Source organism: Streptomyces sp. NBC_01268, from assembly GCF_036240795.1.
Classification (GTDB): Bacteria; Actinomycetota; Actinomycetes; order Streptomycetales; family Streptomycetaceae; genus Streptomyces.
On sequence record NZ_CP108454.1, the window covers coordinates 7,780,965 to 7,805,253 of the forward strand.

14 protein-coding genes and 2 pseudogenes are annotated in these 24,289 nt (G+C 70.7%); 5 read left to right on the top strand and 11 right to left on the bottom strand.

The genetic code is table 11. The features are described from left to right. Positions 1–164: 164 nt before the first annotated feature. The 5 genes from OG309_RS34785 to OG309_RS34805 form a co-directional block, all read right to left on the bottom strand. On the bottom strand, positions 165–1,745 hold the full coding sequence (locus OG309_RS34785; RefSeq protein ID WP_329427124.1) for a GMC family oxidoreductase: 1,581 nt from the start codon (positions 1,743–1,745) through the stop codon (positions 165–167). Positions 1,746–1,932: 187 nt separating this feature from the next. Further along, entirely contained in the window at positions 1,933–2,850 is a 918-nt protein-coding gene (locus OG309_RS34790; protein WP_329427126.1) for a cyclase family protein, read from the bottom strand. 32 nt (positions 2,851–2,882) lie between these two features. Next, positions 2,883–4,409, bottom strand: a complete 1,527-nt coding sequence (locus OG309_RS34795; protein WP_329427127.1) for an aldose epimerase family protein — start codon at positions 4,407–4,409, stop codon at positions 2,883–2,885. Between the two features lie 422 nt (positions 4,410–4,831). After that, entirely contained in the window at positions 4,832–6,268 is a 1,437-nt protein-coding gene (locus OG309_RS34800) for a DUF2252 domain-containing protein (RefSeq protein WP_329427129.1), read from the bottom strand. Between the two features lie 391 nt (positions 6,269–6,659). Further along, the gene (locus OG309_RS34805) at positions 6,660–7,634 is read right to left on the bottom strand and encodes a hypothetical protein (protein ID WP_329427130.1); all 975 of its coding nucleotides are present in this window, start codon (positions 7,632–7,634) and stop codon (positions 6,660–6,662) included. A 474-nt stretch (positions 7,635–8,108) separates the two neighbouring features. Here OG309_RS34805 and OG309_RS34810 point away from each other — a divergent pair, with 474 nt between their 5' ends. After that, positions 8,109–8,438 carry a hypothetical protein gene (locus OG309_RS34810; protein ID WP_266900265.1) on the top strand — a complete coding sequence of 110 codons (330 nt, stop codon included), beginning with the start codon at positions 8,109–8,111 and terminating at the stop codon, positions 8,436–8,438. 200 nt (positions 8,439–8,638) lie between these two features. Here OG309_RS34810 and OG309_RS34815 read toward each other — a convergent pair whose 3' ends face one another. Beyond that, positions 8,639–10,003 (bottom strand): chloride channel protein, encoded by a 1,365-nt coding sequence (locus tag OG309_RS34815; RefSeq protein ID WP_443067611.1) that lies wholly within the window; start codon positions 10,001–10,003, stop codon positions 8,639–8,641. A gap of 92 nt (positions 10,004–10,095) precedes the next feature. After that, positions 10,096–10,521, bottom strand: coding sequence for a potassium channel family protein (locus OG309_RS34820; RefSeq protein ID WP_329428707.1), 426 nt, complete (start codon positions 10,519–10,521; stop codon positions 10,096–10,098). A gap of 35 nt (positions 10,522–10,556) precedes the next feature. Here OG309_RS34820 and OG309_RS34825 point away from each other — a divergent pair, with 35 nt between their 5' ends. The 3 genes from OG309_RS34825 to OG309_RS34835 all read left to right on the top strand — a co-directional run bounded on the left by OG309_RS34825 (position 10,557) and on the right by OG309_RS34835 (position 17,105). Further along, positions 10,557–11,786 (top strand): PP2C family protein-serine/threonine phosphatase, encoded by a 1,230-nt coding sequence (locus OG309_RS34825; RefSeq protein ID WP_329427135.1) that lies wholly within the window; start codon positions 10,557–10,559, stop codon positions 11,784–11,786. Between the two features lie 445 nt (positions 11,787–12,231). After that, positions 12,232–15,969 carry a S8 family peptidase gene (locus OG309_RS34830; protein WP_329427137.1) on the top strand — a complete coding sequence of 1,246 codons (3,738 nt, stop codon included), beginning with the start codon at positions 12,232–12,234 and terminating at the stop codon, positions 15,967–15,969. A gap of 137 nt (positions 15,970–16,106) precedes the next feature. Beyond that, positions 16,107–17,105, top strand: coding sequence for a helix-turn-helix domain-containing protein (locus tag OG309_RS34835; protein ID WP_329427139.1), 999 nt, complete (start codon positions 16,107–16,109; stop codon positions 17,103–17,105). An 829-nt stretch (positions 17,106–17,934) separates the two neighbouring features. Here the strand turns inward: OG309_RS34835 and OG309_RS34840 are convergent. The 3 genes and pseudogenes from OG309_RS34840 to OG309_RS34850 form a co-directional block, all read right to left on the bottom strand. Continuing rightward, a pseudogene (locus OG309_RS34840) lies at positions 17,935–18,455 on the bottom strand (DinB family protein); the annotation flags it as partial. A gap of 52 nt (positions 18,456–18,507) precedes the next feature. Next, complete coding sequence (locus OG309_RS34845) at positions 18,508–19,890, bottom strand: cation:proton antiporter (protein WP_329427143.1); 1,383 nt, start codon at positions 19,888–19,890, stop codon at positions 18,508–18,510. A gap of 79 nt (positions 19,891–19,969) precedes the next feature. Beyond that, positions 19,970–20,357: pseudogene (locus OG309_RS34850) on the bottom strand (helix-turn-helix domain-containing protein); the annotation flags it as partial. A gap of 781 nt (positions 20,358–21,138) precedes the next feature. Between OG309_RS34850 and OG309_RS34855 the strand changes: the two are divergent. Next, the gene (locus OG309_RS34855) at positions 21,139–22,503 is read left to right on the top strand and encodes a glutamate decarboxylase (RefSeq protein ID WP_329427145.1); all 1,365 of its coding nucleotides are present in this window, start codon (positions 21,139–21,141) and stop codon (positions 22,501–22,503) included. A gap of 675 nt (positions 22,504–23,178) precedes the next feature. Here OG309_RS34855 and OG309_RS34860 read toward each other — a convergent pair. Further along, positions 23,179–24,144: an MASE1 domain-containing protein gene (locus tag OG309_RS34860; protein WP_329427147.1), complete on the bottom strand. Its 966-nt coding sequence runs from the start codon at positions 24,142–24,144 to the stop codon at positions 23,179–23,181. Between the last annotated feature and the right edge of the window lie 145 nt (positions 24,145–24,289).

The following is a 24,289-nucleotide window of genomic DNA, read 5'->3' on the forward strand; positions in this document are numbered from 1 at the left end:
CCTGCCTCCTCGCTGCGCAGTCGCCTGGGCCCGGGGCCGGCGCGGCCGGGCAGCTCACGCAATCACCCGATGAGGCGGTCGGCATCTCCTCCGCATCGTCTTTGGGCCGTTGAGCCCAGCATCTTCGTCCGGACGGACCACCTACGGGCCCGGCCGCGCCGATCTCACCCCAGCCGGGCCACGAGGTGATCCCCGACCCGCAGGGCGTTGGCGATGGCCGTCAAGGACGGGTTGACCGCGCCGATGCTCGGGAAGAAGCTCGTGTCCACGACGTACAGGTTGTCGAGGTCGTGGGCCTTGCAGTTCACGTCCAGCGCGGAGGCGGCAGGATCGGCGCCGAAGCGTACGGTGCCCGCTTGGTGCGCCGTCGCACCGATCGGCATGCCCTTGTGCAGGTAGATGCTGCGGGACAGCAGGTGGTGCTCGTGCATGCCGAGATGGCCCAGCATTCCCTGCAGCTTGTGCCTCAACCGCTTCAGGCCTTCGACGTTGTTCTTCTCGTCGAGAGTGAGACGGATACGTGCGTCGCCGTCGAGCGTGACCCGGTTGTCGGGCAGGGGGAGGTCCTCGCCGCACAGCCAGAAGTCGACGGCGTGACGCGCGAGCACCTCGAACGGCATGTCGGGCGTCACCGCACCGGCCCATCGGGGGGCCTCGCCGTGGATCTGTTCGGCGTCCGACTTGCCCAGCATCTGGATGCCGCCCAACGGGAAGTCCCAGTCGTCCGCGCCGAGGTACCAGTCGTTGAGGGCGAGGGTCTTCTGGAATCGGGTGTCATTGGGTTCCTTCGACACCGCCATCAGAGCGAGGTTGTTGTGCCGCATGTAGAAGCGGCCGACCACGTCCGAGCTGTTGGCGAGGCCACGGGGATGGTGTTCGTTCGCCGAGGCCAGCAGCAGCGCCGCGGAGTTGACCGCCCCGCAGGAGACGACCACCACGTCCGCCGTGTACCGGACCTCGGAACCGTCCGCCAGCCGGCCGACGACCGCGCTGACCCGGCGTCCCCCGTCATCCGTCTCCAGCCGCACCACCTGGGTGTGCGTGACCATCTCGACGTTGGGGTGCTCCAGAGCCGGTTCCACACAGATCACCTCGGCGTCGGACTTCCCGCGCACCAGACACGGAAAGCCGTCGACCCGGTCGCACCGGATGCAGACGCTGGAGTGGGTGGCCCGCCCGCCGTTCTCCTGGATCAGGTTGACGCCGATCGGGAGGTGGAAGGGGTGCAGGCCGCGCTTCTCGAGATCGTCGCTCAGCTGCTGGATGCGCGGCTCGTGCTCCACCGGTGGATGGGCGTACTGCGCGCTCACCGGGCCTTCGCCGGGATCCTCGCCGTGTCGTCCGTGGACGAGGTAGAGGTGCTCGGCCTGCGTGTAGTACGGCTCCAGGTCCTCGTACCGGATCGGCCAGGCCGGGGAGATGCCGCCGTGATGACGGATCTCGCCGAAGTCCTCCGGACGCAGCCGGAAGAGGGCGGCCCCGTAGAACTTGGTGTTGCCGCCGACGTAGTAGTTGACCTCGGGCGGGAAGTCGTCGCCGTTCCTGTCCAGCCAGAACTCCGGCGCACGGTACTTGCCCCTGACGAACACCGCCGTCGAGTCCCAGTTGTCCCGCTCGCGCGGAAGGTAGCCGCCGCGTTCGACGAGGAGGACGCGTTTGCCGGACGGGGCGAGCCGATGGGCGAGAGTGCCTCCGCCGGCGCCGGTGCCGATGATGATGACGTCATAGTGAGGGGCGTCGCCCATGGCGACCACCGTCCTTGGAATCATGGCCCCGACCCGATGTCAGGCGCCTGGCGCCCCGAGGGGCGAGGGTCCGGCGGCCCCACCTCTCTCGAAGGTAGCTGCCCTCCTCGTGGACGGCGACCGGAGTGGTGTTCCCTGGCGGGCAAGGCCTTCTCGCGCCACTGCGACGGTCCCCGACGCCAGGCCGTCACAGCACCGCGACCGGGTTCACGGGCGACCCCGTGGCTCCGGTCAGCCGCAGGGGGGCCACCACACAGAGGAAACTCCAGCGCCCGGCCCGAGTGCAGACCGGGACGAGGTCCTCGAACCCCAGGTAGTCCATGAGAGGGACCCCCATGGCGTGGATGGCCAGGACGTGTACGGGGAAGGCGATGTCCTCCACCACGCTGGGCGCGGTGTCGTTGTTGCCGTCTCCGCCCAGAACGGAGACCTCGCGCTCGGCCAGGAACTCCACGGCGGTCGGGTGCAGACCCACCCGCGCCCCGGCCGAGTCCCACGGCCCGAGTTCGGTGCGCCGAAGACGATGCCCCACCCTGACGAACAGCAGGTCGCCCGGTCCGACGCGGACTCCCTGCGCGGCCTCGGCGGCCGTCAGGTCGCCCGAGGTCACGACGTCGCCCGGTTCCAGCCAGGGCACGCCGCGCAGCCGCGGGATGTCCAGCAGGACACCCCGGCCGACGATGCCGTCGCCGAGCAGGTCGACGGAGAGCCGACCGGCCCCTGCGTCGGTCACGGTGCTCGCGGGCACCCCGCCGTAGAGTTCCCCGTCGAACACCACATGGCAGAGGGCGTCGAGATGGCTGTCCGCGTCGCCGTGCACGTTCATGGCGAAGCGGTCGGTGGCGAAGTGGAGCGCGTCGGAGCGGAGGTCGCGCGGGCTCGGGCCGGTCATGCGGTGCACCGCGGGCTCGGGGTCGTCGGGACCCGGTACGGTCTCGATCGGAGCCGCCATCGACACGGTGCGACCGAGCCGGACCTCCGAGGCGGCCGCCACCACCCGCTCAGGTGTGAGATGGCGGAGCGCACCACACCGGCCGTTCACCGCCGGCGGCGCCGCCCGGCTCCGGAGCCGCTCGTAGAGCGCCCGGAAATCGTGCGCGGTCATGTCGCCCGTCCTCGACGGCTCGACGGACGGTGTCACGCGTACCCCCAGGGAATCAGCCCCCAGCGGAGCACGTGGGTCGCGCCCGGCTGCAGGACGACGAGGTCCGTTCCGCTCCGGAAGGCGTCCGGTGGACAGGACATCGCCTCCACGGCGACTCCCCGTCGCCGGCGCTCGGGTTCGGCCAGGGTGTCGCCCGTGTACACCTGCACCCAGCGAGTGCCCTCGCCCAGCCACAGATCGACGCCCCGCCGCCCGGAGGGGTGCGCCAGCCGCACGATCGCCCGCCCGTCGGGATCGCGGTCGAGTCCGGTGAAGGCGGTGTCCAGCCGCAGGTCGCCGATGGGGCGGGCGGTGCGGAAGTCGTACGGGGTGCCCTCGACGGGCTCCTGGCCGATCGGCAGGCCCCTGTCGTCGGTACGCAGCAGGGTCCGGGCCGGAACGGTCAGCACGGCGCTGTCGACGAGTTCGGTGCCGACCGTGAGATAGGGATGCTGGCCCACACCGTAAGGCACGGGATCGGTACCGGTGTTGGTGGCCCGGACCGCGGTCCTGAGCCCGTCGGCCCCCAGCCGGTACTCGACACGGACATCGAGGAGGAACGGATATCCGGGCTGGGGACAGAGCGTCGTGCCCAGCGTCACCGAGTCAGCGGTGCGGGCGAGCAGTTCCCACAGGGTCCAGCGAAGCAGTCCGTGGATCGCGTTGCCCTTCTCCACCTCGGTCAGGGGGAGTTGCAGTTCCCTGCCGTCGAAGCGGTAGCGTCCGCCGCCCACGCGGTTCGGCCAGGGCACGAGCAGTTGCCCGCGCCCGCCCGTGACGGTGGACCCCGTGGGGAACCCGTCGAGCAGCGGTCGGCCGTTCACGACGTAGTCGCGCAGGGCGCCGCCCAGCTGGACCACTTCCGCGCTCTGCTCTTCCCGGACCAACCGCCACGACGCGCCCGTGGGGCTGGGGGACGCGGAAGAACTCTCGCGTACGACGGCGTGGACGGCCCGCTCCGGGCCCGGCCCGTCGGCCGGAACCCCGACACCGGAGTCCCGGCGCATCAGCGACAGCACGGCTGTGACGACGGCCTCCGGAGGCTGGTCGATCTCCACCACCACCGGGTGCTCATCGGGCTCCGGCTCCTGGAGGACCGCGAGCTGGCTGTCCAGCAGGGCCGCCGGGAAGAAATGACCGTGCCGCGAGGCCAGCCGGGACTCCAGCAGCCCGCGCGAGCCGTGCAGGTACACCAGAACAGTGTCGGGCCGCCCTGCCAGCAGCTTGTCCCGGTAGTGACGCTTGAGCGCCGAGCAGGTGACGACGGCCCGCTGACCGGTCGCGGTCGCCCGGTCCATCCACTCCCCGATCGCTTCGAGCCACGGCTCCCGGTCGCTGTCCGTGAGGGCATGGCCGGCAGCCATCCTGGCGCGGTCGGCCTCGGAGTGGAACTCGTCCGCGTCCCGGTACGCCCAACCCAGCCGCTCGGCGAGAAGACGCCCCACCGTCGACTTGCCCGACCCGGCGACGCCGACGACGAGAACCAGTCGCGGCGACTCATCTGTCGTTTCGCGAGCCATGGTCTGACAGGCTCCTCCATGTCGTCTGCCCGCCGAGACGTCTCCGTCCGGCGGGTCGGATATCTCCAATCTGACCCCCGTCGTCCCCCGGCGCATGTCGGTACCCGCGACCTGCCACGTCCTTCCGCCCGGAACCGCGCGGTCCACGACTGACAAGCCTTGGCCGAGCGAGCGTGACCTCGCCCGGATCGACGCCCCGCTACTACGCGGCGGCGGCGGGCGGCTCGCGGAAGGCCACCGGCCCGACTTCACCCTCAGCCCGTCCTCCGGCATGCCCGAGCTCGAGTGGCACCCGGACACCCGCACGGAGCGGGTGACCCCGGGCCCGGTCCGGAGGGATTTCCACTCAGGGCGTCGACGGACCGCTGCCCTGGTCGATGGTGTCGGGCGACAACACGTACGCCGAGGCTGCCGTCCGCGGCTCAGGACGCCGGCAGTTCCTCCGCGGGCAGCCGGCCCGCGCGCACCGCGTCCACCAGGGCCTGGTGGTCTCGCTCGTTCTGGTCGGCGTACGCCTCCGCGAAGGTGGCGAGGGCTCGGTCGAACGAGTCGCCGCCGCCCAGATACGCGGCGATCGCGATGCGGTCGCCGGACCGCGCGTGCGCACGAGCCAGTGTGACCCCGCACAGTTCGCCGAACGCCTGCATGTCCTTCGGCCGCATCCTCTCCGGCATGGCGATGCCTTTCCAGTCGCGCAACTGGCGGACGTAGAAGTCGCGCTTCTTGCCGTCGATCCCGTCCACTCGCTCCCAGCCGAGGAAGACGTCACTCGTGGCCTGCATCAGCCGCTGGCCCGACACCACCCGCTCGCCCTGGTTGCGGTACCGGCTCGCGCCGACGTGTGCGGCCAGCACGGAGGCGTCGGCCTCCTTGGCCTGGAGGAAGAGCGGGTCCTGGTCGTCCCGGCCGAGCAGGAGGAAGATCCAGCACCGGGTGCCGACGCTGCCGACGCCGACCACCTTGCGGGCGACGTCCGCCAGTCGGTAGTCCTCCAGGAGGGTGCGCCGGTCGGAAGCGAGAGTGAGGCCGTACCGCTCGATCAGGCCGCGGAACTGGCGCTCGAGCGTGGCGCGCTCGACGTCCGGCAGCAGGTCGCCGACCGGGACGAGCAGCGGGGGGTCCGCCGCGATCCTGGGCCGATCGTCGACCGTCTCGGTGAGCTTGTCGAAAGCCTGCAGGCTGTCGCGGGTACGGGCCTTCGCCAGCGCGTGGGCCAGGTTCCGCCGACCGTGCTTCGTCGCGTGGAGCCGGCCCGCTGCCAGGGACTCGAGGAGGTCCGCATCGATCTTCGCGTACCAGACGTCGATGGTGCGCATCCCTGCGAAGCGGATCATGGCCTCGCGATACGAACGAACCGTCGAACGGACGATTCGGGCACGCTCGGTGTCGTCGAAGTCGTTCGCCCGCCCCGCGATGACGAAGCTCGCGGAGAGCCGCTTGACGTCCCACTCCCAGGGGCCCGGCAGTGTCTCGTCGAAGTCGTTGATGTCGAACATCAGCTGCCGCTCCGGTGAGGCGAGCAGGCGGAAGTTCAGAAGGTGGGCGTCCCCGCACAGCTGGGCCGTGAGTCCCGAGCGCGGGGTGTCGGCCAGGTCGGAGGCCATGATCGCGGCAGCCCCCCGGTAGAAGCGGAACGGGGATTCCGTCATCCGGCCGTAGCGGATCGGCACGAGTTCGGGCACTCGTGCCGCGGACTGCGCCTCCAGGATCGCCAGGGGATCCGTCCGCCCGCGAGCCGGCTCGTACACGGCGTGGCCCGACCGCGGCGAGTGGCGCCGGGCCTTCCTGCCGAGGGCCGCGCGTTCCTTGGGTGTGGCGTGGGCCGCCGCGCGCATCGCAGAGGTCGGGTTCTGAGGCATTGAGGACTCTCCTGCCTGGTGCTGTGGCTGTCCGGGATGTCCGGCACAGGGCAAGCGGGGGCCTGAACGGCTCGGAGGCCTGCTCCGACGTCGGGCCGCGCCGGGCGTCGATGCCGGGTGGGCCGTCCGCTCTCGGCCCGGGCCTCGATCTCGGCATCCGCGATGGCGACGGCGAGTGCCGTGGCGGAGCTCCCTTCAACCCTAGGTCGCATCCCGGCCTCTCGCCTGGGAGGCACGGCAGCGGGGCTCGCGCTGCGGTCCGGCGGCGGCCCCCCCTGCCACGGCAGCTTGGCCGCCCCGCCGACGGTGCGGCCGGTGGCCAGCGCGTCTCGTACACGCTGACCGACCCGGACTCGGTCGGCGGGAGCCTGTACGAGGGTCGCCTGCCCCGTCAGGGGCAGGCGCTGGCAGGGTCGTCGTGGACGAGAGCGCAGATCATCTGGGCGCCGCGCCGGTGATCGGGGTACGTCTTGAGCAGCTCGGCCTTGAAATCGTTCCACTGGCGCGTGATCTCGGCGGTGGCTCCGGCCGTGGAGTGCCGGAAGTTGTCGTCCGTCTGGGAGCGGGCTGATGCGGCGGTGTCCTTGTTCAGCGCGCGGTTGTGGGAGACGCGGCCGTCGCAGTCGGCGGGTTTGACACCCGTCGAATCGACATCGGTGTAGCAGCCCGTGGTGAGGTCGACGGGAATGAGGGCGCGCGCGTCCCGGGTCCAGTCGGCGTCCTTCATGGCGCTGTAGCGGCCCATGGCGAGGAACGGCGCGACCTCGGTGCGCTCCAGTCCGGGTGGGTTGTCGAGCCCGACCCGACCAGGGGCGGCCCGGTCCGTCCAGTTGGAGTGAGAGTAGAAGTCCTCGATCTGGTGCCAGCCGCGGCCGAGCTGTTCGAGGACGTCGCACTTGGCCCGTTGGGGCTTCTCGCCCCATGTGCAGTGCGAGGACAGGTCGCTCTGGTCGGCGTGCACCTTGCCGTGGGCGTCGACGAGGCCGTCGGCGGCCTCGACCGCGTTGCGGAAGCGGGTTACGGAGGTACGGATGCACGCGAGGAGCTCGGTGGTCGCCTCGTCCCGAGTGCGGGGGTAGGCGGGGGCGTAGCGGGGCTCGAGGTAGTCGGCGTTGTCGCAGTGCAGGGGGCCGACATCGAAGTACGGAGGGTGGTCGTTGGCGTTGATCGCCCCGTCGCGGGCATCGGCCATCTCGGTCAGCGTCATGGGCTGCCAGGGCAGTGCGGCCCTGGTGATGTCCTCGTGGTTGCCGCCGGTGAAGGCATGGGCGGGGCCGGTCGGCACGGTGGCCAGAACGGCCGTCAGGAGGGCCGCGAGCGTTGCGCAGGCCGTTCGGGGCAGGCCGGGCGGCAGACGGTGGGACATACGGGCTCCAGGCGTACTGAGGGCGTGGGCCGGCAGGGAAGCGTCGTCGAAGTAGGCCAGGCCGCAGGGTGGGGCAGCGCTGTCCCCGAGATCCTTCGTGGATGCGGGGCGAACGCGGTGGCGGCGTCGGTCCAGGCGCGGATGGGTTCCGAAGCTCTCCTGGTCGGCGCCTGCAGGAGGGCCACTCGATCGGGATCCCGGTCATGGTCGGGTGCGCTGGGCACGCAGGCCGTCGAACGGTTCCCCGGGAGCGGGAGTACAGCCATGCCTCCATGCTGCGCGTCCGCCCTCAGCCCCGCGACGCCGGCGCCCTCCCGCGCTCGGCGACGGTGGTGCGGTCGGTGGGGAGGGGGCGTAGCGGGTGAGGATCACGGTGACGACCGCGGGAGCGGGATCCAGGGCTGACGCCGCCACCACCCGGTGCCACGATGGAGGGGCAGAGGCCTTGCTGCCGGGTGCTTCAGGGAGGCAACCATGAGCCGCGAGTATCACTTTCATTGCGAGCACGCCGGCTGCTCGGTCACCGTGGGCCTGCGGATGGGGGGCACGCGGGAGCTGGAGCTCCTCGTGGACGGGAAACAGGTCGCCGCCGCCCGCGCCCATGGTCACCACGCCCAGACGACGGTGCTGACCACGATCCTGCCCACCGACCCGCCTCGCGGCATCGATGTCGAGGTGACGCTCCCGGGCATGCTCGGCGGCGATCCGGCCAGCACGCTGCTCGCCGGTGGCGAGCGCCGGCCCATGCCCGCCCGGGAGGTGCCCCGGCGGGCGCGGGCGACGGAGGCCGACTGGTACTCCTGACCGTGTCGGGGCGCCCCGGCTCGGCCGGGGTGGGCTCGCCGCAGGCACCTCTGCAAGCCGGGGTCTGGGCAGGGGGCCCAAGCCCCTGTCCGGCTGGACCGATCGGTGGCAGGAAGGCACGCTGAGTGTGCGCTGCGGATCGTGTCAGTCCCCGGGAAGTCTTGCGAATCGCGCGGGCCCATGGTGTACCTGACGGTAGATCACCGCACCGGCGCTCCTTCGTGAGCGGGAGCCTGCGCCCCGCCGGTCGGTGGCGGGCTGAGTCGCTTCGACGCGACATAGGCGACGACGACGGTGACGATGACGAGCGGCATGACGGTGAGGCCCTGCGATCCCAGCAGCAGGGTGGCCAACAGCACCGAGGTCAGAGGGAGCCCGAGCATGGTGACCGACATGGCTCCGATCCCCATCGCGAACGCAGGGGTGAGCCCCAGCCCGGGAAGGTGTGACAGCGCGATACCGCCCGCCGCACCCAGGAACATCGCCGGGAAGATCGGACCTCCCCTGAACGCGCTCAGTGAGGCGCAGTACGCCAGTCCCTTGCACGCGACGAGCAGGGTCAACGTACCGACGGAGTATTCCGCGCTGTTCGCGATCAGCGGGCCGAGGGCGGTCTGCCCCGAGTACAGCACCTCGGTCGCGGCTTTCCCCGTGCCTTCGGCGTAGGCGATGGCGAGCCCTGCGACCACCAGCCCCATCAGCACGGTGGCGGTCACCCGGCGCCGCTCGACACGGGGCTGCGCCAGGAGGGCGAGCCGCCGGATGCCCGTGCCGACGAGGGCCGCCACCAGCCCGATGACGAGTGCCCAGCCGAACTCGGCGACATCGGGCGTGTCGGCGTGCGGGACCTCCGGAAGCGCCAGGGAGTACGTGCCGAGACCGGTCCAGTTGTCCAGGCCGGTGAAGACGAGCGAGCCGATGCCGGCGGCGAGCAGGCCTGGCACCAGGACGACCCCGAGCATCGGCCCGCCGATTCCCGACGCCTCCATGAGGAGGAACGCCCCGGTGATGGGTGACCCGAGCAGGGTGCTGACCGCGGCGAAGCTTCCGGCCGCGCCGACCACGGCCCCGCCCCGCTCCGGCAGGTCCGGCTTGACCAGGCGTACGAGCCAGACGGCCGCGCCGCTGCCGAGGGCGATGAGCGGTGCCTCGGGGCCGATGACGGCACCGAGGGCCAACGAGGCCACGGCGGCGAGGAAGATGCCGGGAAGTTCGAGCGGCTTCGGTGCGCCGGCCATCGACAGCCCCTCCGCGGGCTTGTGACCGCCGATTCCGGGCAGGTATCGGATGGTCGCTCCGACCAGCAGGCCTGCGACACCCAGCAGCGGCAGGGGCCACCAGGGAGGGGTTGCCTGGAAGCCCAGCGCCTTGGGCAGGTCGGTGTAGGTCCACGGCTGGAGTTCGTTGACCAGTGCGAGGAAGCCGTACGCGGCTGCGGAGATCGGCACTCCGAGCGCCGCCGCCATGACCAGGAGCCCGACGTAACCGCGGGTCCTGACCAGGGCGAAGGGATCCGGCGGCGGCTTGCCCGGTGCTCCGACGGGACTGTCGGCCGACACGCGCATCAGCTCCTTGGCTCGACATTCGTCGGGATCGCGGCGATTCACCGGCGTCTTCCTGACGTGGTATCACGTGGCGGGCACCGCACCGAGCGGGCTCACCGCCTTTGTGCGGCGGTGGAGTGACGGTCGTTCAGGCGGACCGAGGCCCTCGCGGGGACGATGTCGCCGAAGCCCACGGTGGAGAACACCGTGACCGTGAAGTACACGGCCCCCGTACGGGTCAGGGAGGGGCCAGTCCAGCGGGGAGGTCCCGGGGGCGCTGTCGTCATCGATGGCGACGGCGTGGTCGAAGGAACCCTCGGACGACTCGCCCCCCCCCGTAAGCCGGTGCCACTGACCCGGGGACGGTGGGGCCGGCACGACGCCGGCCACCCGGCCGCGCCGTCCGTGGGACGTCCGTGCTCATCCGCCCCCTCGCCTTCGGTCCCGTCACCCGGCAGGACGCCGGGGCCTTGCGGACTCCGGGGGGCCCGGGGAGTGGTGACCCGGTTCCGGGGTGCGTCGCTCTTATCGTGGAGCATCAGCAAACGACGGTCGGCGCCGAGGCGGGCAGTACATGAGGAATCCGCAGATTGACTACGGGGCGGTCTTCCGTGCCCTGCCCGGCATGGTGGCTCTGCTCACTCCTGACCTGCTGTACGCGGACGCCAACGAGGACTTCCTCCGGCTCGCGGGGCGCAGCCGCGACCAGCTGGTGGGCCGCTACATCTTCGACGTCTTCCCCGAACACCCCGACGAACCGGCCGCGGCCGGCATGCGGGAGACCCGGGAGTCGATGCTGCGCGTGGTGTCCTCCGGCGAGCGCGACACCATGGCGCTGTTGCGTTACGACATCGAGGACACGGCACGACCAGGACGCTGGGTGGAGCACTTCTGGAGTCCGGTCAACGCGCCCGTGTTCGGCTCGGACGGGAGCGTGGTGCTGATTGTGCACCGGGTGGAGGAGGTCACCGAACTCGTCCGCGCCCGCGGCGGCCCGGGCGGTGGCAGTCACGTCCACGCGCTGGAGGCCGAGCTCTACACCCGCGCCCGTGAACTGCAGGACATCAACGAACGCCTGCGCCAGTCGCAGGCGCGTGACCGTGAGGTCGCCCTCGCCCTGCAGGCGGCGATGCTGCCGGCCCCCACGCCGGTCGGGCATCACCGGGCAGCCGTCCGCTACCAGCCCGCCGTCGGCGCCCTGAACGTGTGCGGCGACTGGTACGACCTGGTCGACCTGCCCGGTGACCGGATCGCGGTCGCCGTCGGCGACGTCGTCGGCCACGGCCTGGAAGCGGCCTGCGTCATGGGGCAGCTGCGCAGCGCGCTGAGCGCCGCCGCCCGTGTCGCCGACGGTCCGGCCCGGGCCCTGGAAGCCCTCGGACTGTATGCCCGCAGCGTCGAGGGGGCCGAGTCGACCACTGTGGTGAAGACCTTCATCGACTGGGACACCCACACCATCACGTACAGCAGCGCCGGCCATCCCCCTCCTGCCCTGCTCGACCCCGACGGCACCGTGACCTTCCTCGACCAGGCGACCGATCCACCTCTGGGCGCGCGCCCCGAACACGTCCCGCGACCGGAAAGCAGCAGGGCGTTCACCGAAGGCGCCACCCTGGTCCTCTACACCGACGGCCTGATCGAACGCCGTACGGAGGACATCGACACCGGACTGGGCCGCCTCGCCGCCTCCCTCACCCGCCATGGACGAGCCGGACCGGAGGACCTGGCCGACGCCCTCCTTGCCGACTTGCTCCCGCCTGACGGCAACACCGACGACACGGCGTTGGTCGTCCTCCGTCTGTGACCGGCACCGACGGACCTGAAGGAGTTCGAGACGGGGCGGAGCACCGTCGCGGACTGCGCGCTGCTGTGGGGTGCCGGCGAGCTGACAGCGGTGGGCCTGCCCTCGCCTCCGTGATCGAGCCGATCATCGACCGTGAACGCGAAGTCCTGGAGCGCCTGGCGCAGATGATGTCCATCGTGGCTCTCGGTCGCCACGCCGGCCCATCGCCGCCCGAACCGCGGACGCGTCGCGCACGATCGCGAGTCCGCAGTCGTAGGGGACGTTCCACGTCTTGTGGGCGTCCGTCGCCAGGCCGGCGGCATGGGGGCACCGCAGGACGCCCGCCTGGGGCTCGTCATGCTCCGTCCGGAATCCCACGATTCACGCCTGGCAAGCCTTTGCCATGGCGAGGACTTGCCGCCGTGAGGCCTTCACGACGGCGTTCACGGGTCGATAGACCCATGGCATGTCTTCCCCCTCTCGTACTTCCGCCTTCCGGCGCGGGCGCTGGCGGCTGATCTCGGTTGCCACCGCGGTGCCGCTGCTGGCGTCGGGGCTTGCGGTCCTGCAAGCGCCCGCACAAGCCACTCCGAGCAAGCCCACCGTTCCTGCCAAGCCCTCGGCGACCCACAAGGTCACCCTGGTCACCGGCGACGTCGTCACCGTCACCACGACGGCCGACGGCAGGCAGATCGCCGAGGTCGACCGGCCCGACAGCGCCGTCGGCGGCGTGAAGCTCCAGGAGATCAAGGGCGACCTCTTCGTCATCCCGGACGAGGCGGCGCCGCTGCTGGACACGGACACGCTGGACCGACGGCTGTTCAACGTCACCGACCTGATCGAGATGGGCTACGACGACGCGAAAGCGGCTGAGGTACCGCTGATCGCGACGTACACCCAGCCGAAGTCCCGCGCGGCCGTCGAGCCCACGGCTCCCCGGGGCAGCAGGCTCACCCGAAAGCTCAAGGGCATCCGAGGCGCCGCGCTCAGCACGGAGAAGCGGCGGACCCGCACCTTCTGGAACACCGTCGCGCCGCAGGGCAGCCCGTCTCTGGGCGCGGGCGTGGCGAAGCTGTGGCTCGACGGTCGCGTGAAGGCCAGTCTGAAGGAGAGCGTGCCGCTGATCGGCGCGCCCGAGGCCTGGGCGGCCGGCTACGACGGCAAAGGCGTCAAGGTCGCGGTGCTCGACACCGGCATCGACGTCAACCACCCCGACTTCGCAGGCCTGATCGACGGCACGGCGAGCTTCGTGCCGGGTGAGGCCGTCACCGACGTCAACGGGCACGGCTCGCATGTCGCCGGCACGATCGTCGGTTCGGGCGCCGCCTCCGGGGGCGACTACAAGGGCGTCGCCCCCGGCGCCGACCTGTACGTCGGCAAGGTGCTCGGCGGCGCCGAGGGCTACGGTCAGGACTCCTGGGTCATGGCCGGCATGCAGTGGGCTGCCGAATCCGGCGCGGACGTGGTCAACATGAGCCTCGGCGACTCCTACCCGACGGACGGCAGCGACCCCATGTCGCAGTCGGTCGACGCGCTGTCCGCCCAGTACGGCACGCTGTTCGTCATAGCCGCCGGCAACTCCGGCCCGGAGAGCATCTCCGCCCCGGGCGCGGCCGCCTCGGCGCTGACCGTGGCCGCCACGGACAAGCAGGACCGGCTCGCGTCCTTCTCCAGCACCGGCCCGCTGGCCTACTCCGGCGGTATGAAGCCGGACATCGCGGCGCCCGGCGTGGACATCACCGCGGCCCGCTCGCAGGAGATGACCGGCGGTGGTGAGGGCCTCTACCGCACCATCAGCGGCACCTCGATGGCCACCCCGCATGTGGTCGGTGCGGCGGCGATCCTGGCCCAGCAGCACCCGGACTGGACCGGCGCGCAGCTCAAGGAACACCTGATGAGCACCGCCAAGGGCCTGGACGGCGGGTACTCGCCGTACGAGGTCGGCACCGGCCGTCTCGACGTGGCCGCCGCCGTGCGCACCACGGTCCGCGGCACCGGATCGCTCTTCTTCGGCAACCACACATGGCCGCACGAGCCGAGCGACGGCGCCGTCACCAAGGACCTGACCTTCACCAACACCGGCTCCGCCGACGTCACGCTGAACCTGGCGCTGAGCGACGACGACGGCGGCCCGTTCACGCTGGGAGCCACGACGGTCACCGTCCCGGCGGGCGGCACCGCCGCCGTCCCGGTGACCGGTGACCCGCAGGCCGCCTCGGCAGGCCGGCACGTCGGCTATGTGACGGCCACCGACGCGGCCACCGGGCAGCCGGTGACCCGCACGTCCGTGGCGCTGCTCAAGGAGGAGGAGCGCTACGACCTGAACATCAAGCTGCTCGGGCGGGACGGCAAGCCCGGCGCCGGCTGGGTCACGATCAACCTGGCCGGCGACTTCTGGCCGTGGCAGGTCTACGTCGACGGCTCGACCACCATGCGCATGGCACCCGGCCTGTACACCGTCGCGGGGTACCTCGACGTGACCGGCGAGAAGGCGGACCGCTCGGGTCTGGCCGTGCTGGTCGACCCGGAGACCGTGCTCAAGGACGGCGCCGCGGACGTGGTGCTCGACGCGAGCAAGGCACGCCTGCTGCAGACCGAGGCGCCGCAGCGCACCGAGGACCGCCAGCGCAAGGTCGACTTCAACGTCCACTACAAGGACCTGGACCCGTTCATGGACTACCGCAGCGCGTACGTGCTGCCGCCGACGTACGACGACGTCTACGTCGCGCCGACGGAGCCGATGAAGCAGGGCACGTTCATGCTGACCACCCGTTGGCGCAAGGGCGAGCCGCAGCTCAGCCTGAGCACGAAGGGCGGTCGACTCCGGTTCGAGGCACTGGCGCAGGCGGGCAGCGCCCTGGGCACGTCCACGGACACGCTGGACGCCGTCTACGCGGGCAACGGTGCGGCGGCCGCGTACGAGCGGGGCAACGCCAGGGGCAAGGTCGTCGTCATCGAGCGCAGCGACGAGGTCTCGCCCCAGGAGCGCACGGAGGCCGCGGTCGCGGCCGGGGCGAAGGCGCTGATCGTGGTCAACGACGGTGTCGGTCCCCTGATGGAGTACGTCGGCGAGTCGGCCATCCCGGTCGCCACCGTGCACCGTGACGCGGGCAAGACCCTCGTCACCATGGCCAAGGCCGGCATGTTCAAGCTGACCGTGAAGCAGACCGAGTACACACCGTTCGTCTACGACCTCACCCGGGAGTACCCCGGCCAGGTTCCGGACCGTGCCCTGGTCTACAAGCCGACCAAGGACGACCTCGCCCGGATCGACGCCCGCTACTACTCCGCCACGGCCGGCGGGCCGGCGGAGGGCTACCGGTCCGACTTCACCCTCAGCCCGTCCTTCAACTTCCCCGAGCGCGAGTGGCACCCGGGCACCCGCACCGAATGGGTGACTCCGGGCCAGGTCTGGAGGGAGTTCCACGCGCAGGGCGTCGACGGCGGCCTGCCGTGGGTGATGGTGTCGGGGGACAACACGTACACCAAGGGCAGCACCACCCGACTGGACTGGTTCGCTCCGGTGACCAGGCCCGGCCAGAGCGAGTCGTTCGGCGTGTACAACTCCCGCTGGCAGAACTACATGACCTGGAACGTGCAGGCGTGGGCCTCCTCCAGTGACACCATGCGCCTCGGCGGCTTCCTGCCGTGGGGTGAGACGCCGACCCACCTGCAGGTCTTCCAGGGCGACACGCTGATCCACGACAACCCGAACAGCACGGACATGCAGTGGGTGGAGGTGCCGGCGGGCAACCTGCCCTACCGCGCCGTCCTGGACGCGGAGCGGCCCGCTGACGTCTTCCGGCTCTCGACGCGCACCCATACCGAGTGGACGTTCATGTCCGACACCGTCGATTCGGACTTCTTCGAGCCGTTTCCGGTGCTGAACCTGGACTACGAGCTGGAGTCGGACCTGCACGGCGACGTCAAGGCCAACGCGACCCAGCGGATCGCGCTCAAGCCGGTGTCGATGGGCCGAGGCACCGTGCCGGGCACCGTCACCACGGTGAAGCTGGACGTCTCGTACGACGACGGTGCCACCTGGCGGAAGGTATCCGTGACGAAGGGCCCTGACGGCTACTGGACGGGTTCGTTCAGGACGGCCACGAAGCCCGGCGGCTTCGTCTCGGTCCGCGCGAGCGCCGAGACGGGCAGGGGCTTCAGCGTCAAGAACGAGATCATCCGGGCGTACGGCCTGCGATGAACCGTACTGTTGGGCCCCGGGGCGGAGACTCCCCGGGGCCCTTCCCCTCGCACCTACTCCCATCAGGGACTATCCAGAATCTGCCGCCGTGGCACATACTCTCCCCGCTGCGCCGAGCGGAGGAGAGACGGTCGCCGATGTTGGATGTCCTGGGCCTCGAACCCGATGACGAGCGCGTCTACCGGGCGCTGCTCGGACGCCCGAACTCCACCGCGATCGTGTTGTCCGACCAGCTCGACCTGCCGCACGCGCACGTCGACAAGGCGTTGTCCCGCCTGGTCGAGTGGGGACTCGTGACCAGGTCGGCGGACGAGCGGTTCACCGCCGCACCGCCGGCCATGGCGCTCGGCGCTCTCATCAGCCAGCGCCGGGACGGGCTGCGGATGGCCGAGCACGCCCTGGTGACCTTCGCCGAGGAACACCGGGCGGCGATGACCGGGAGCAGCATCAGCGACCTGATCGAGGTCGTCACGGGCGTCGACGCCATCCGCCATCGCTTCCTCCAGGTACAGCAGGCGGCCCGTACGCAGGTCCGCTCCTTCATCACCGCGCCGTTCGTCGCCCTGCCGCCCGACGAGAACACGGCCGAACCCATGGCCATCGGCCGCGGCGTACGGTTCAGGGCGGTACTGGACCGGGCCGTGCTGGCTGAGCCGGGCATCCTCGACGACGCGATCGATTCCCTGCGCAGGGGAGTGCAACTGCGCGTCGCCGACCAGCTGCCGATGAAGCTCGTGCTGGCCGACGCCGACCTCGGCCTCGTCCCGCTCGCGGTCACACCGGACGGGGAGCCCGGCGCCGCGCTGCTGCACCGCAGCGGACTGCTGGACGCGCTGGACGCTCTGTTCGAGACGGTGTGGCGCGCTGCCGACCCGCTCGCGCTGGCGGCCAGGGTCGGAGAGTCCGAACCCACCGTCGAGGTCGGTCCGCACGGCCCGACCGAGCTCGACCGCAGGATCCTCGCGCTGCTCCTGGCCGGCCTGACGGACCTGGCGGCAGCGACGCAACTCGGTCTGTCACCGCGCACGCTCCACCGGCGCCTGCGCCATCTCATGGACCTGGCCGGAGTCCGGACCCGGATGCAGCTCGGCGCCTGCGCGGTGCGAAACGGCTGGGCGGAGCCCCTGCGGGCGTGATGGGCAAGCGTCGGCGCTGCACCGCGGGAGCCGTGCGGCCGACGTGGTCGTCCCGACCACTCCGTGCCCAGGGAGGGGTGCTCGAGCCGTACCGACAGACACCCGTGGACGTCCAGGTGACCTACCGAGGCGCGTGCCGCTGACTCGCATCTGTGCGCCGGGCACACTCATCACCGGGGTCGCTGTGCTCGCAGCATGGTTCCGGCCGTGATGGCCTGTTTATGGTGCCTCGCATTCACACCGAACCCGATGGTGTGCGTCTCGGTACCAGTGCCAGGAGGGCAGCCGATGAGCACAGTCTCAGTACAGTCCGGATCTCCACCGGCCCCACCCCACCGGTGGGGCGCCCCTCGCGCACCCGGTCCAGGTCCGGCTTCCCGAAGAGCAGCCCGGCAGTCCCGGAATCCCACACGGTCGCCTCCGGATCCAGACAGGCGTCGATCCGCGCGGGGTCTCCGGCCGAGTAGGCCTCGTACATGGTGGTGATCACCCGCCAGATGGCGGCTGCCGTCTCAGGGGCCGCGCCGGGGCGGGCACCGGCGGGGGACGAGGGGGACACGGGCATGGCGGGGCCTCCGGAGCTGTGGGAGAGAGGTCGCGCGCCTCCCAACGGGACGGCGACGGGCAGTCAACCTACACACCCGGGTAGCTCATCACGCGCGCCCTTGCGCCCGGGCTCCCGTCGGAATCCTGGCCCGACATCTGGATCGTGACTGGTCCGGGACGGCGGTGGCCTGGAGTTCGGTGCGGGCTCGGGACGCCCATGGCCGGGCGTCGAGTCTCCGCGCCGTTGTCGACCGGGCCAACACTGCCTGATCCGGAAGCGCTGTACGCCGGTGGTGCCGTCGATGCGTTTCCGGAGCAGGTCGGCGTGGCCGTTGTGGCGGCGTACTCCTCGATCATGTGGACGTAGATCCAGCGGAGGCTGACGTCCTGCTCCATGAAGCGGCCGGTGTCGGGCAGAGCGCGGTCGGCGCAGTGCTCGCGGGCGCGGGCGGTCTCCGCGTGCCAGGTGGCCAGAGCGTCGCGCAGGGTGGCGCCCTCGGCCGGTTCGAAGCCGCCGTCGGGGGCATCGGGGTCGGCCTGCGGGTCGTAGATGGGCGGGGCCTGCTCTCCGGCGCACACTCGGCGGAACCAGTGCCGCTCCACCTCCGCCATGTGCTGGACGAGGCCGGTCAGTGTGAACGCGGACGGGGGCACGGATGCGACGGCGGCCTTCTCATCGTCCAGGCCCTCGCACTTCATGGCGAGGGTGGTGCGATGAAGAAAGTGGCCTGCTTGGCTCCCTTCCTGACGCGCCCGCGGCGGACCCGGTAGGCCTGCCGGGTCCGCCGCACTTCCCCACGGCATGAGCCCCCGCCCGCGTCGCCGCCGCTGGTCGTCCGTCGCGCCCGCTCCGTCCTCATCCCACGCCCCGAGGCTCCGGCGAGGCGGGCCGACCGCGGGCGTAGCGGCGGCCGATGGGCTCGGCGCTCAGACCGTGCAACACGATGCTGACCATGACGGTGATCACCATCACCCGGCTGATGAAGTCACCGCCACCGGCCGCAGGCAGTTCGATCGCGGCGAGGAGGCCGAAGACCACCGAGGTCACTCCTCTGGGCCCCATCCACCCCAGGAACAGCCTGTCGGACAGCGACAGATCCGTACCGATCAGCGCGAGCATCACGGGCACCAGGCGCACCAGTGTGACGGCGAGGAGGGCGTAGAGGACGACGGAGAGGTGGAAGCCGTCCCAGAATTCGTCACTGACCAACTGGCCGAAGAGGAACCACAGGGCGAGTGTCAGCAAGGTGACCAGGTCGTCGGTCATCTTCACGGTGTCCCCGGGGAGATGCCGCATCGCCGGCGCGATGCAGACGCCGGCGACGAACGAGGCGACGAACCCGTTGCCGCCCAGCGCCGCGGACAGGGTGTAAGCGGCGATGGGCACGCTCAGCACCGCGAGGCGCGTGGCGCCAGGCAGCGTCCAGCCCCTCGCCCAGGAGCGCTGCAACAGCCATCCGGTCACGTAGCCGACGAGCGATCCGGCCCCGACGGCCCAGCCCGCCGCTCCGACGGCGTCGAGGAGCGCCTCGGTGTAGTCGTCGCCGACCGTGTGGTACTCGGTGGCGGCGGTGACACAGATCAGGAACACCGGTGAGACGATTCCGTCGCTCAGGCCGCCCTCGACGTTGAGTACCTCCCGGAGGCGCGCCGGGATGCGCTTGTCCCGCACGACGGCCGAGGCGGGCGCCAGATCGAGGGGGACGACGACGGTCGCCAGTGTCGCCAGCACCCATCCGGGCTCGTCGGGGAAGAAGGCGAGCGCGGTCAGAAAGGCAGCGACCAGGGTCAGCGGCAGACCGGTGCCCAGGAGACGGGCGACGACGCTCCTCTCGCGTCGGATGACTCCCGCCGGAACCTCGGTCGCATCGACGAAGAGCAGCAGGGCGAGGACGACCTCCACCGCGTGCTCGAAGCCGGCCATGTCCCCGAGGTCGAAGACGAGTGGCGGGTCCGAGCCACTGGTGAGGGCGATGCCCGCCACCATCATGGCGATCGGTGCGGTGATGCTCCACAGCGCGAGCCGGCGCGACAGAACGCACCAGGTGAACAGAATGCCCGCGATGACGGTTACGGCAAGCAAGACGTCCGCGCTTTCGGAAGGGGTCTCGGGGAGACGCAGAGTAGGGCGAATGCCGCGCCGACTCGTGCGAGCACGCCGACAAGAGCCACGCACGAGGGTGCGCGTTCCCTCGCGGGACTTCGGCCCCGCGAGGACACCACCGGTCTCCGCCACCATGCCCGGGAGCGAGGAGGTCAGGCGGCGGGCACTGGGTTCGCCGGGACATTGCGGGCAGCGCCGCCGACCACGGGGCTGCTCACGCGTACCGTGCCGTCTCCCGTTCGGGTCCCGACGGGGCGCCGCTGCCGAAAGCGCGGCGGTAGGCGGCGGGCGAGACACCGAAGGCCGTACGCATGTGCGCGCGCAGGGAGTTCCCGGAGCCGAGGCCGGCGCGGTGGGCGACGAGGTCGACCGGAAGGTCGGTCGTCTCCAGCAGTCGCTTGGCCGGCTCGAGGCGTTGTGCCGTGAGCCACCGCACGGGGGCGCCCCGACCTCGTTGCGCAACCGGCGGGTGAAGGACCGCAGGCTCATCCGGGAGTGCTCGGCGAGCCGGGCGAGGGTGAGGGGCCGCGGAGGTGTTCCAGGGCCCAGGCGTGGGTGGTGGTGGTACCGGCCAGGGTGGGATCCGGTACGGGCCGGTCGACACCCGCTGGTGGGCCGAGCTTGGACCGGAAAGAAACCGGAACGGCTGGCCGGGAGCGGGATACGGGTGGGACGAACCGGGAGTTCCGACGCAAGTCGGCTGCTGCGATGGAGGAGATCACAGGGAGGTGCCTGATAGGCAAAAGCCCAGGTCAGGCGCCTCTTTTCATGCCCCTAGAAGAAGCCGAGCTTCTTCGGTGAGTTAACGACACCAGCAGACTCTTCGTCTGTTGGTGGTGCGCCGCCAGCATCGATGCTGACCTGCAGAAGCGATCGTCGCAGTGCCGTCGGTCGGCGTCGCGGTCCGGGTGTGGTCCGGATCTTGGTCGGGACCCCCACGGGCGTCCTGGAGGCCGGGCCGGCTGCCACAGCTTTACGACGGTCTGCTGCGGGAAGGTGCCCGCGTCGGCCGTCCGGGGCGGGCACGTCGGTGACCCGGGTGAGGGCTTCGGGGCTGCTTGCGGGCTGTTCGGCGCCGCCCATGGGACCGCCCCGCGGGCGCGGTCCCCGGCCGGAGTCCCGACGGTAGCGCCGAGGGGCATGGGCGCCGACAGGGCGAGAGCGGGGGAGAGGCGGATGCGACGTGACTACTGGGATGCCTCCCCAACGTGTGGCTATCGCACTACAGCTGCCGTTTCCTACTGCCCTCACGTCGCGAATTGCGCTGGAATTCGTGTGCGAAGGAGCGGCGGTGGCACGGCTACGTCCATGGCCGAGCCCTGCGCTGTTCCGCCTCGGCGTGTCCGCCGTAGAAGCGGTCTCCGGCGCTGTTTGAATCCGTGCATGACCAAGCGTGACGACATGGCCCTGTTCGGTAACCGATTCTTGACCGTGCCCGCTCCTTCGGACACATTCCCCGAGGAGGGCATGTCCGCGACGGATGCGATGAGGCTCGTGGACGTGGACCTCGCCATGGAGGGTGATCCACAGCGCAACCTTGCCACGTTCGTCACCACGTGGATGGAGCCGGAGGCGCAGCGGCTGATCGCCGAGAATCTCCACCGCAATTTCATCGACCATGCGGAGTACCCGATTTCTGCGGAGATCGAGCAGCGTTGTGTGCGCATGCTTGCCGATCTCTTCAACGCGCCGGGCAGGACGACCGGATGTCGGACGCAGGGTTCGTCCGAGGCGATCATGCTCGGTGCGCTGTCGTTGAAGTGGAAGTGGCGGGAGCGCCGCAAGGCGGTCAACTTGTCGGTCGACCGCCCGAACTTGGTCTTCGGCGGAGACGTCCATGTCGTGTGGGAGAAGTTCTGCCGCTACTTCGACGTCGAGCCGCGGATCGTGCCGCTCGCCGAGGGCAAGTACACGATCGGCCCGGAGGACGTGGAGCCTCACCTCGACGAGAACACGATCGGCGTCGTCGCCGTCCTCGGTACCACGTTCACCGGCCACAAGGACGACGTCGTCGGGATCGACAAGCTCCTGAGGGACGTCCGCAAGGAGCGGGACCTCGACATCCCGATCCATGTCGATGGAGCCAGCGGCGCCTTCGTGTGGCCCTTCCTCTACCCGGACTCGAAATGGGACTTCCGGCTGGAGCAGGTCCGCTCCATCAACGTCTCGGGGCACAAGTACGGCCTGGTCTACCCCGGCATCGGCTGGCTGGTCTTCCGTGAGGAGTCCGACCTGCCCAAGGATCTCGTTTTCTACGAGAACTACCTGGGCAAGACCGACGCGACGTTCACGCTGAACTTCTCCACCGGCGCGTCGATGGTGCTCGCGCAGTACTACAACTTCGTCCGGCTCGGCCGCCAGGGCTACACGTACGTCATGAAGATGATGCAGGAGAACGCCGACGTGCTGGCGGAGAACCTGCGGAGCAGCGGCCGCTTCGAAGTGATCGGGAGGGACCTCGAGCAGCTCCCGCTGGTCGCCTTCCGCCTTGCCGGCAAGCACGCCTACGACGAGTCCGACGTGGCCTGGCAGCTCGCGGCCGAGCGGGGCTGGATGGTGCCCGCCTATACGCTCCCGCCCAACGCGGAGGGGGTGAAGATCATGCGTGCCCTGGTCAAGGAGACCCTGAGCCGCGAGCACATCGACCGCCTGAGTCAGGACATCGCCGACGCGTGTCGCACGTTGGACGAGAAGGGCGCGACACACGGGACCGAGCGTGCTCAGGTCAAGCGCGGCACCGGCTACTGATGCGCTCCGCCCCCAGGTGCACGCCTGTCCCCCCAGGTCAGGCGCCTCTTTTCGTGCCTCTAGAAGAAGCCGAGATTCTTCGGCGAGTACGAGACCAGCAGATTCTTCGTGTGCTGGTGGTACACGACTCGTGTGGCCGCTGACCAGCGGAAACGGCTGTGCATTCGGCCAAGCCGCGGGCGGCTGGTCCGCGTATGGCCCGGATCTCGGTCGGTCTCGCCCCTGACCCCGAAGAGCGACCGCCATGCGGGAGTTCGCACCCAAGGACGATGGACGCTGAGCCCTGCCCCGAGCGTGGCGGGACGCTGGGCGTCCGACGTGAACGACGCCGTGCTGACGGCGCTCGTCGCCGCGGGGGCCGCGATCGGCGGCGGAGCGCTGACGGGGGGTGTTCGCCCTCGCTGCCGCCAAGCGGCAGGCAGCGGGCGGCGGGGGAGCGGCAGGCCGCTGCCGCCCTGGGAGCCCGGCCGACAGGCGGCCGCCTCCTAGGACGCGGGGCAGTTCCAGGCCATGGCCCAGCTCGACGCGTCCCGCCGGACGCTCACGGAACAGGCCGCCGGCTCAGGACCGTGCATCTCCGACACCATCACGCACCAGCTTGATAGCGCCGGACAGGTCCCATGCCTTGCAGTCGTCGTACGGCTCCTGATGCCTGCGCCGGCTCCGGCGCGGGGATCACGGATTCTGGGGTCCGCCGGGTGGGGCTGCCCGGCTCTCGGCGGTGCCGGGCGGACCCGGTGAGGGCTCGCCCGCCGCGAGGTGCTCCAGGACCTCTGCCAGTTCCTGGCAGGCGCGGCGCACCGACCGGCGGGTCGCACGCTGCTCGGTGATGACGGAGGCGAGAAGCAGGGCGGTCAGGGCGGCGGAACCGTTGAACGCCTGGAGCTTGGCCATGATCTCGACGTCCGTGAGGTGGAGGAACGCGCCCCGTCCGGAGGTCGCCTCGAAGGTGGCGAGCACGGAGGCGAAGAGCGCGCACAGCATGCTTCCGGCGAGCTGGAAGCGGAGCGCTGCCCAGATCAGCAGGGGGAAGACGAGGAAGAGCATGCTCATCGGGCTGAGCACGGCCATGGGCATGAGGATCAGGGTCGTCAGCCCCAGAAAGGCCGCCTCTTTCCAGCGCCGTACCCGGAACCGTCCGGCCGGCCCCGCGAGGACGAGCAGGAGCGGGGCGACGAGCAGCACCCCCATCGTGTCGCCCACCCACCAGGCCAGCCAGACGGGCCAGAACTCGCTTTTGTCCAGGGAGCCCTTCGCCACTTGCAGTCCGACCCCCGCGGTCGCGCTGATCAGCATGGCGCCGAACCCGCCGAGGAAGACCAGGGAGAGTCCGTCCCGCAGCCGCGCCATGTCGAGCCGGAAGCCGGCCCGTCGCAGCAGCAGGAAGGCGCAGAGTGGCGCGACGGTGTTGCTGACCACGGTGACCACTGTGGTGGGCCCCGGAGTGGTGAGGGAGGCGATGACGAGGAAGGAGCCGAGGGCGATCCCAGGCCAGACCCGCGCGCCGAGCAGCAGCAGGGCGGCGACGGCGACGCCGGTGGGCGGCCAGATCGGGGTGACCACCACGCCTTCGACGACGAGGCGGCCCATCAGACCGAGTCGTCCGGCCGCGTAGTAGCAAACCGCCACGGTCAGCGACATCAGAGCCGCCTGCGTAGAGGGCCGGAACTGCCGAGTATCCAACACGTCAGCCATCAGACACCGGCCGGGCCGCCACGACCGGGAAGGCCCCTGCGTGTCGGGCGCCGCCGTCCGGCACGGGCCCGGGCGGGTCTGAGCACCGGCC

Bases quoted from the DNA above. Each gene is read 5' to 3' on its own strand.
- OG309_RS34830 (WP_329427137.1), top strand. From the start codon at position 12,232: ATGTCTTCCCCCTCTCGTACTTCCGCCTTCCGGCGCGGGCGCTGGCGG.
- OG309_RS34820 (WP_329428707.1), bottom strand. From the start codon at position 10,521: ATGCTCCACGATAAGAGCGACGCACCCCGGAACCGGGTCACCACTCCC.
- OG309_RS34795 (WP_329427127.1), bottom strand. From the start codon at position 4,409: ATGGCTCGCGAAACGACAGATGAGTCGCCGCGACTGGTTCTCGTCGTC.
- OG309_RS34835 (WP_329427139.1), top strand. From the start codon at position 16,107: ATGTTGGATGTCCTGGGCCTCGAACCCGATGACGAGCGCGTCTACCGG.
- OG309_RS34860 (WP_329427147.1), bottom strand. From the start codon at position 24,144: ATGTCGCTGACCGTGGCGGTTTGCTACTACGCGGCCGGACGACTCGGT.
- OG309_RS34825 (WP_329427135.1), top strand. From the start codon at position 10,557: ATGAGGAATCCGCAGATTGACTACGGGGCGGTCTTCCGTGCCCTGCCC.
- OG309_RS34845 (WP_329427143.1), bottom strand. From the start codon at position 19,890: ATGGTGGCGGAGACCGGTGGTGTCCTCGCGGGGCCGAAGTCCCGCGAG.
- OG309_RS34790 (WP_329427126.1), bottom strand. From the start codon at position 2,850: ATGACCGCGCACGATTTCCGGGCGCTCTACGAGCGGCTCCGGAGCCGG.
- OG309_RS34810 (WP_266900265.1), top strand. From the start codon at position 8,109: ATGAGCCGCGAGTATCACTTTCATTGCGAGCACGCCGGCTGCTCGGTC.
- OG309_RS34855 (WP_329427145.1), top strand. From the start codon at position 21,139: ATGACCAAGCGTGACGACATGGCCCTGTTCGGTAACCGATTCTTGACC.
- OG309_RS34800 (WP_329427129.1), bottom strand. From the start codon at position 6,268: ATGCCTCAGAACCCGACCTCTGCGATGCGCGCGGCGGCCCACGCCACA.
- OG309_RS34815 (WP_443067611.1), bottom strand. From the start codon at position 10,003: ATGCGCGTGTCGGCCGACAGTCCCGTCGGAGCACCGGGCAAGCCGCCG.
- OG309_RS34805 (WP_329427130.1), bottom strand. From the start codon at position 7,634: ATGTCCCACCGTCTGCCGCCCGGCCTGCCCCGAACGGCCTGCGCAACG.
- OG309_RS34785 (WP_329427124.1), bottom strand. From the start codon at position 1,745: ATGGGCGACGCCCCTCACTATGACGTCATCATCATCGGCACCGGCGCC.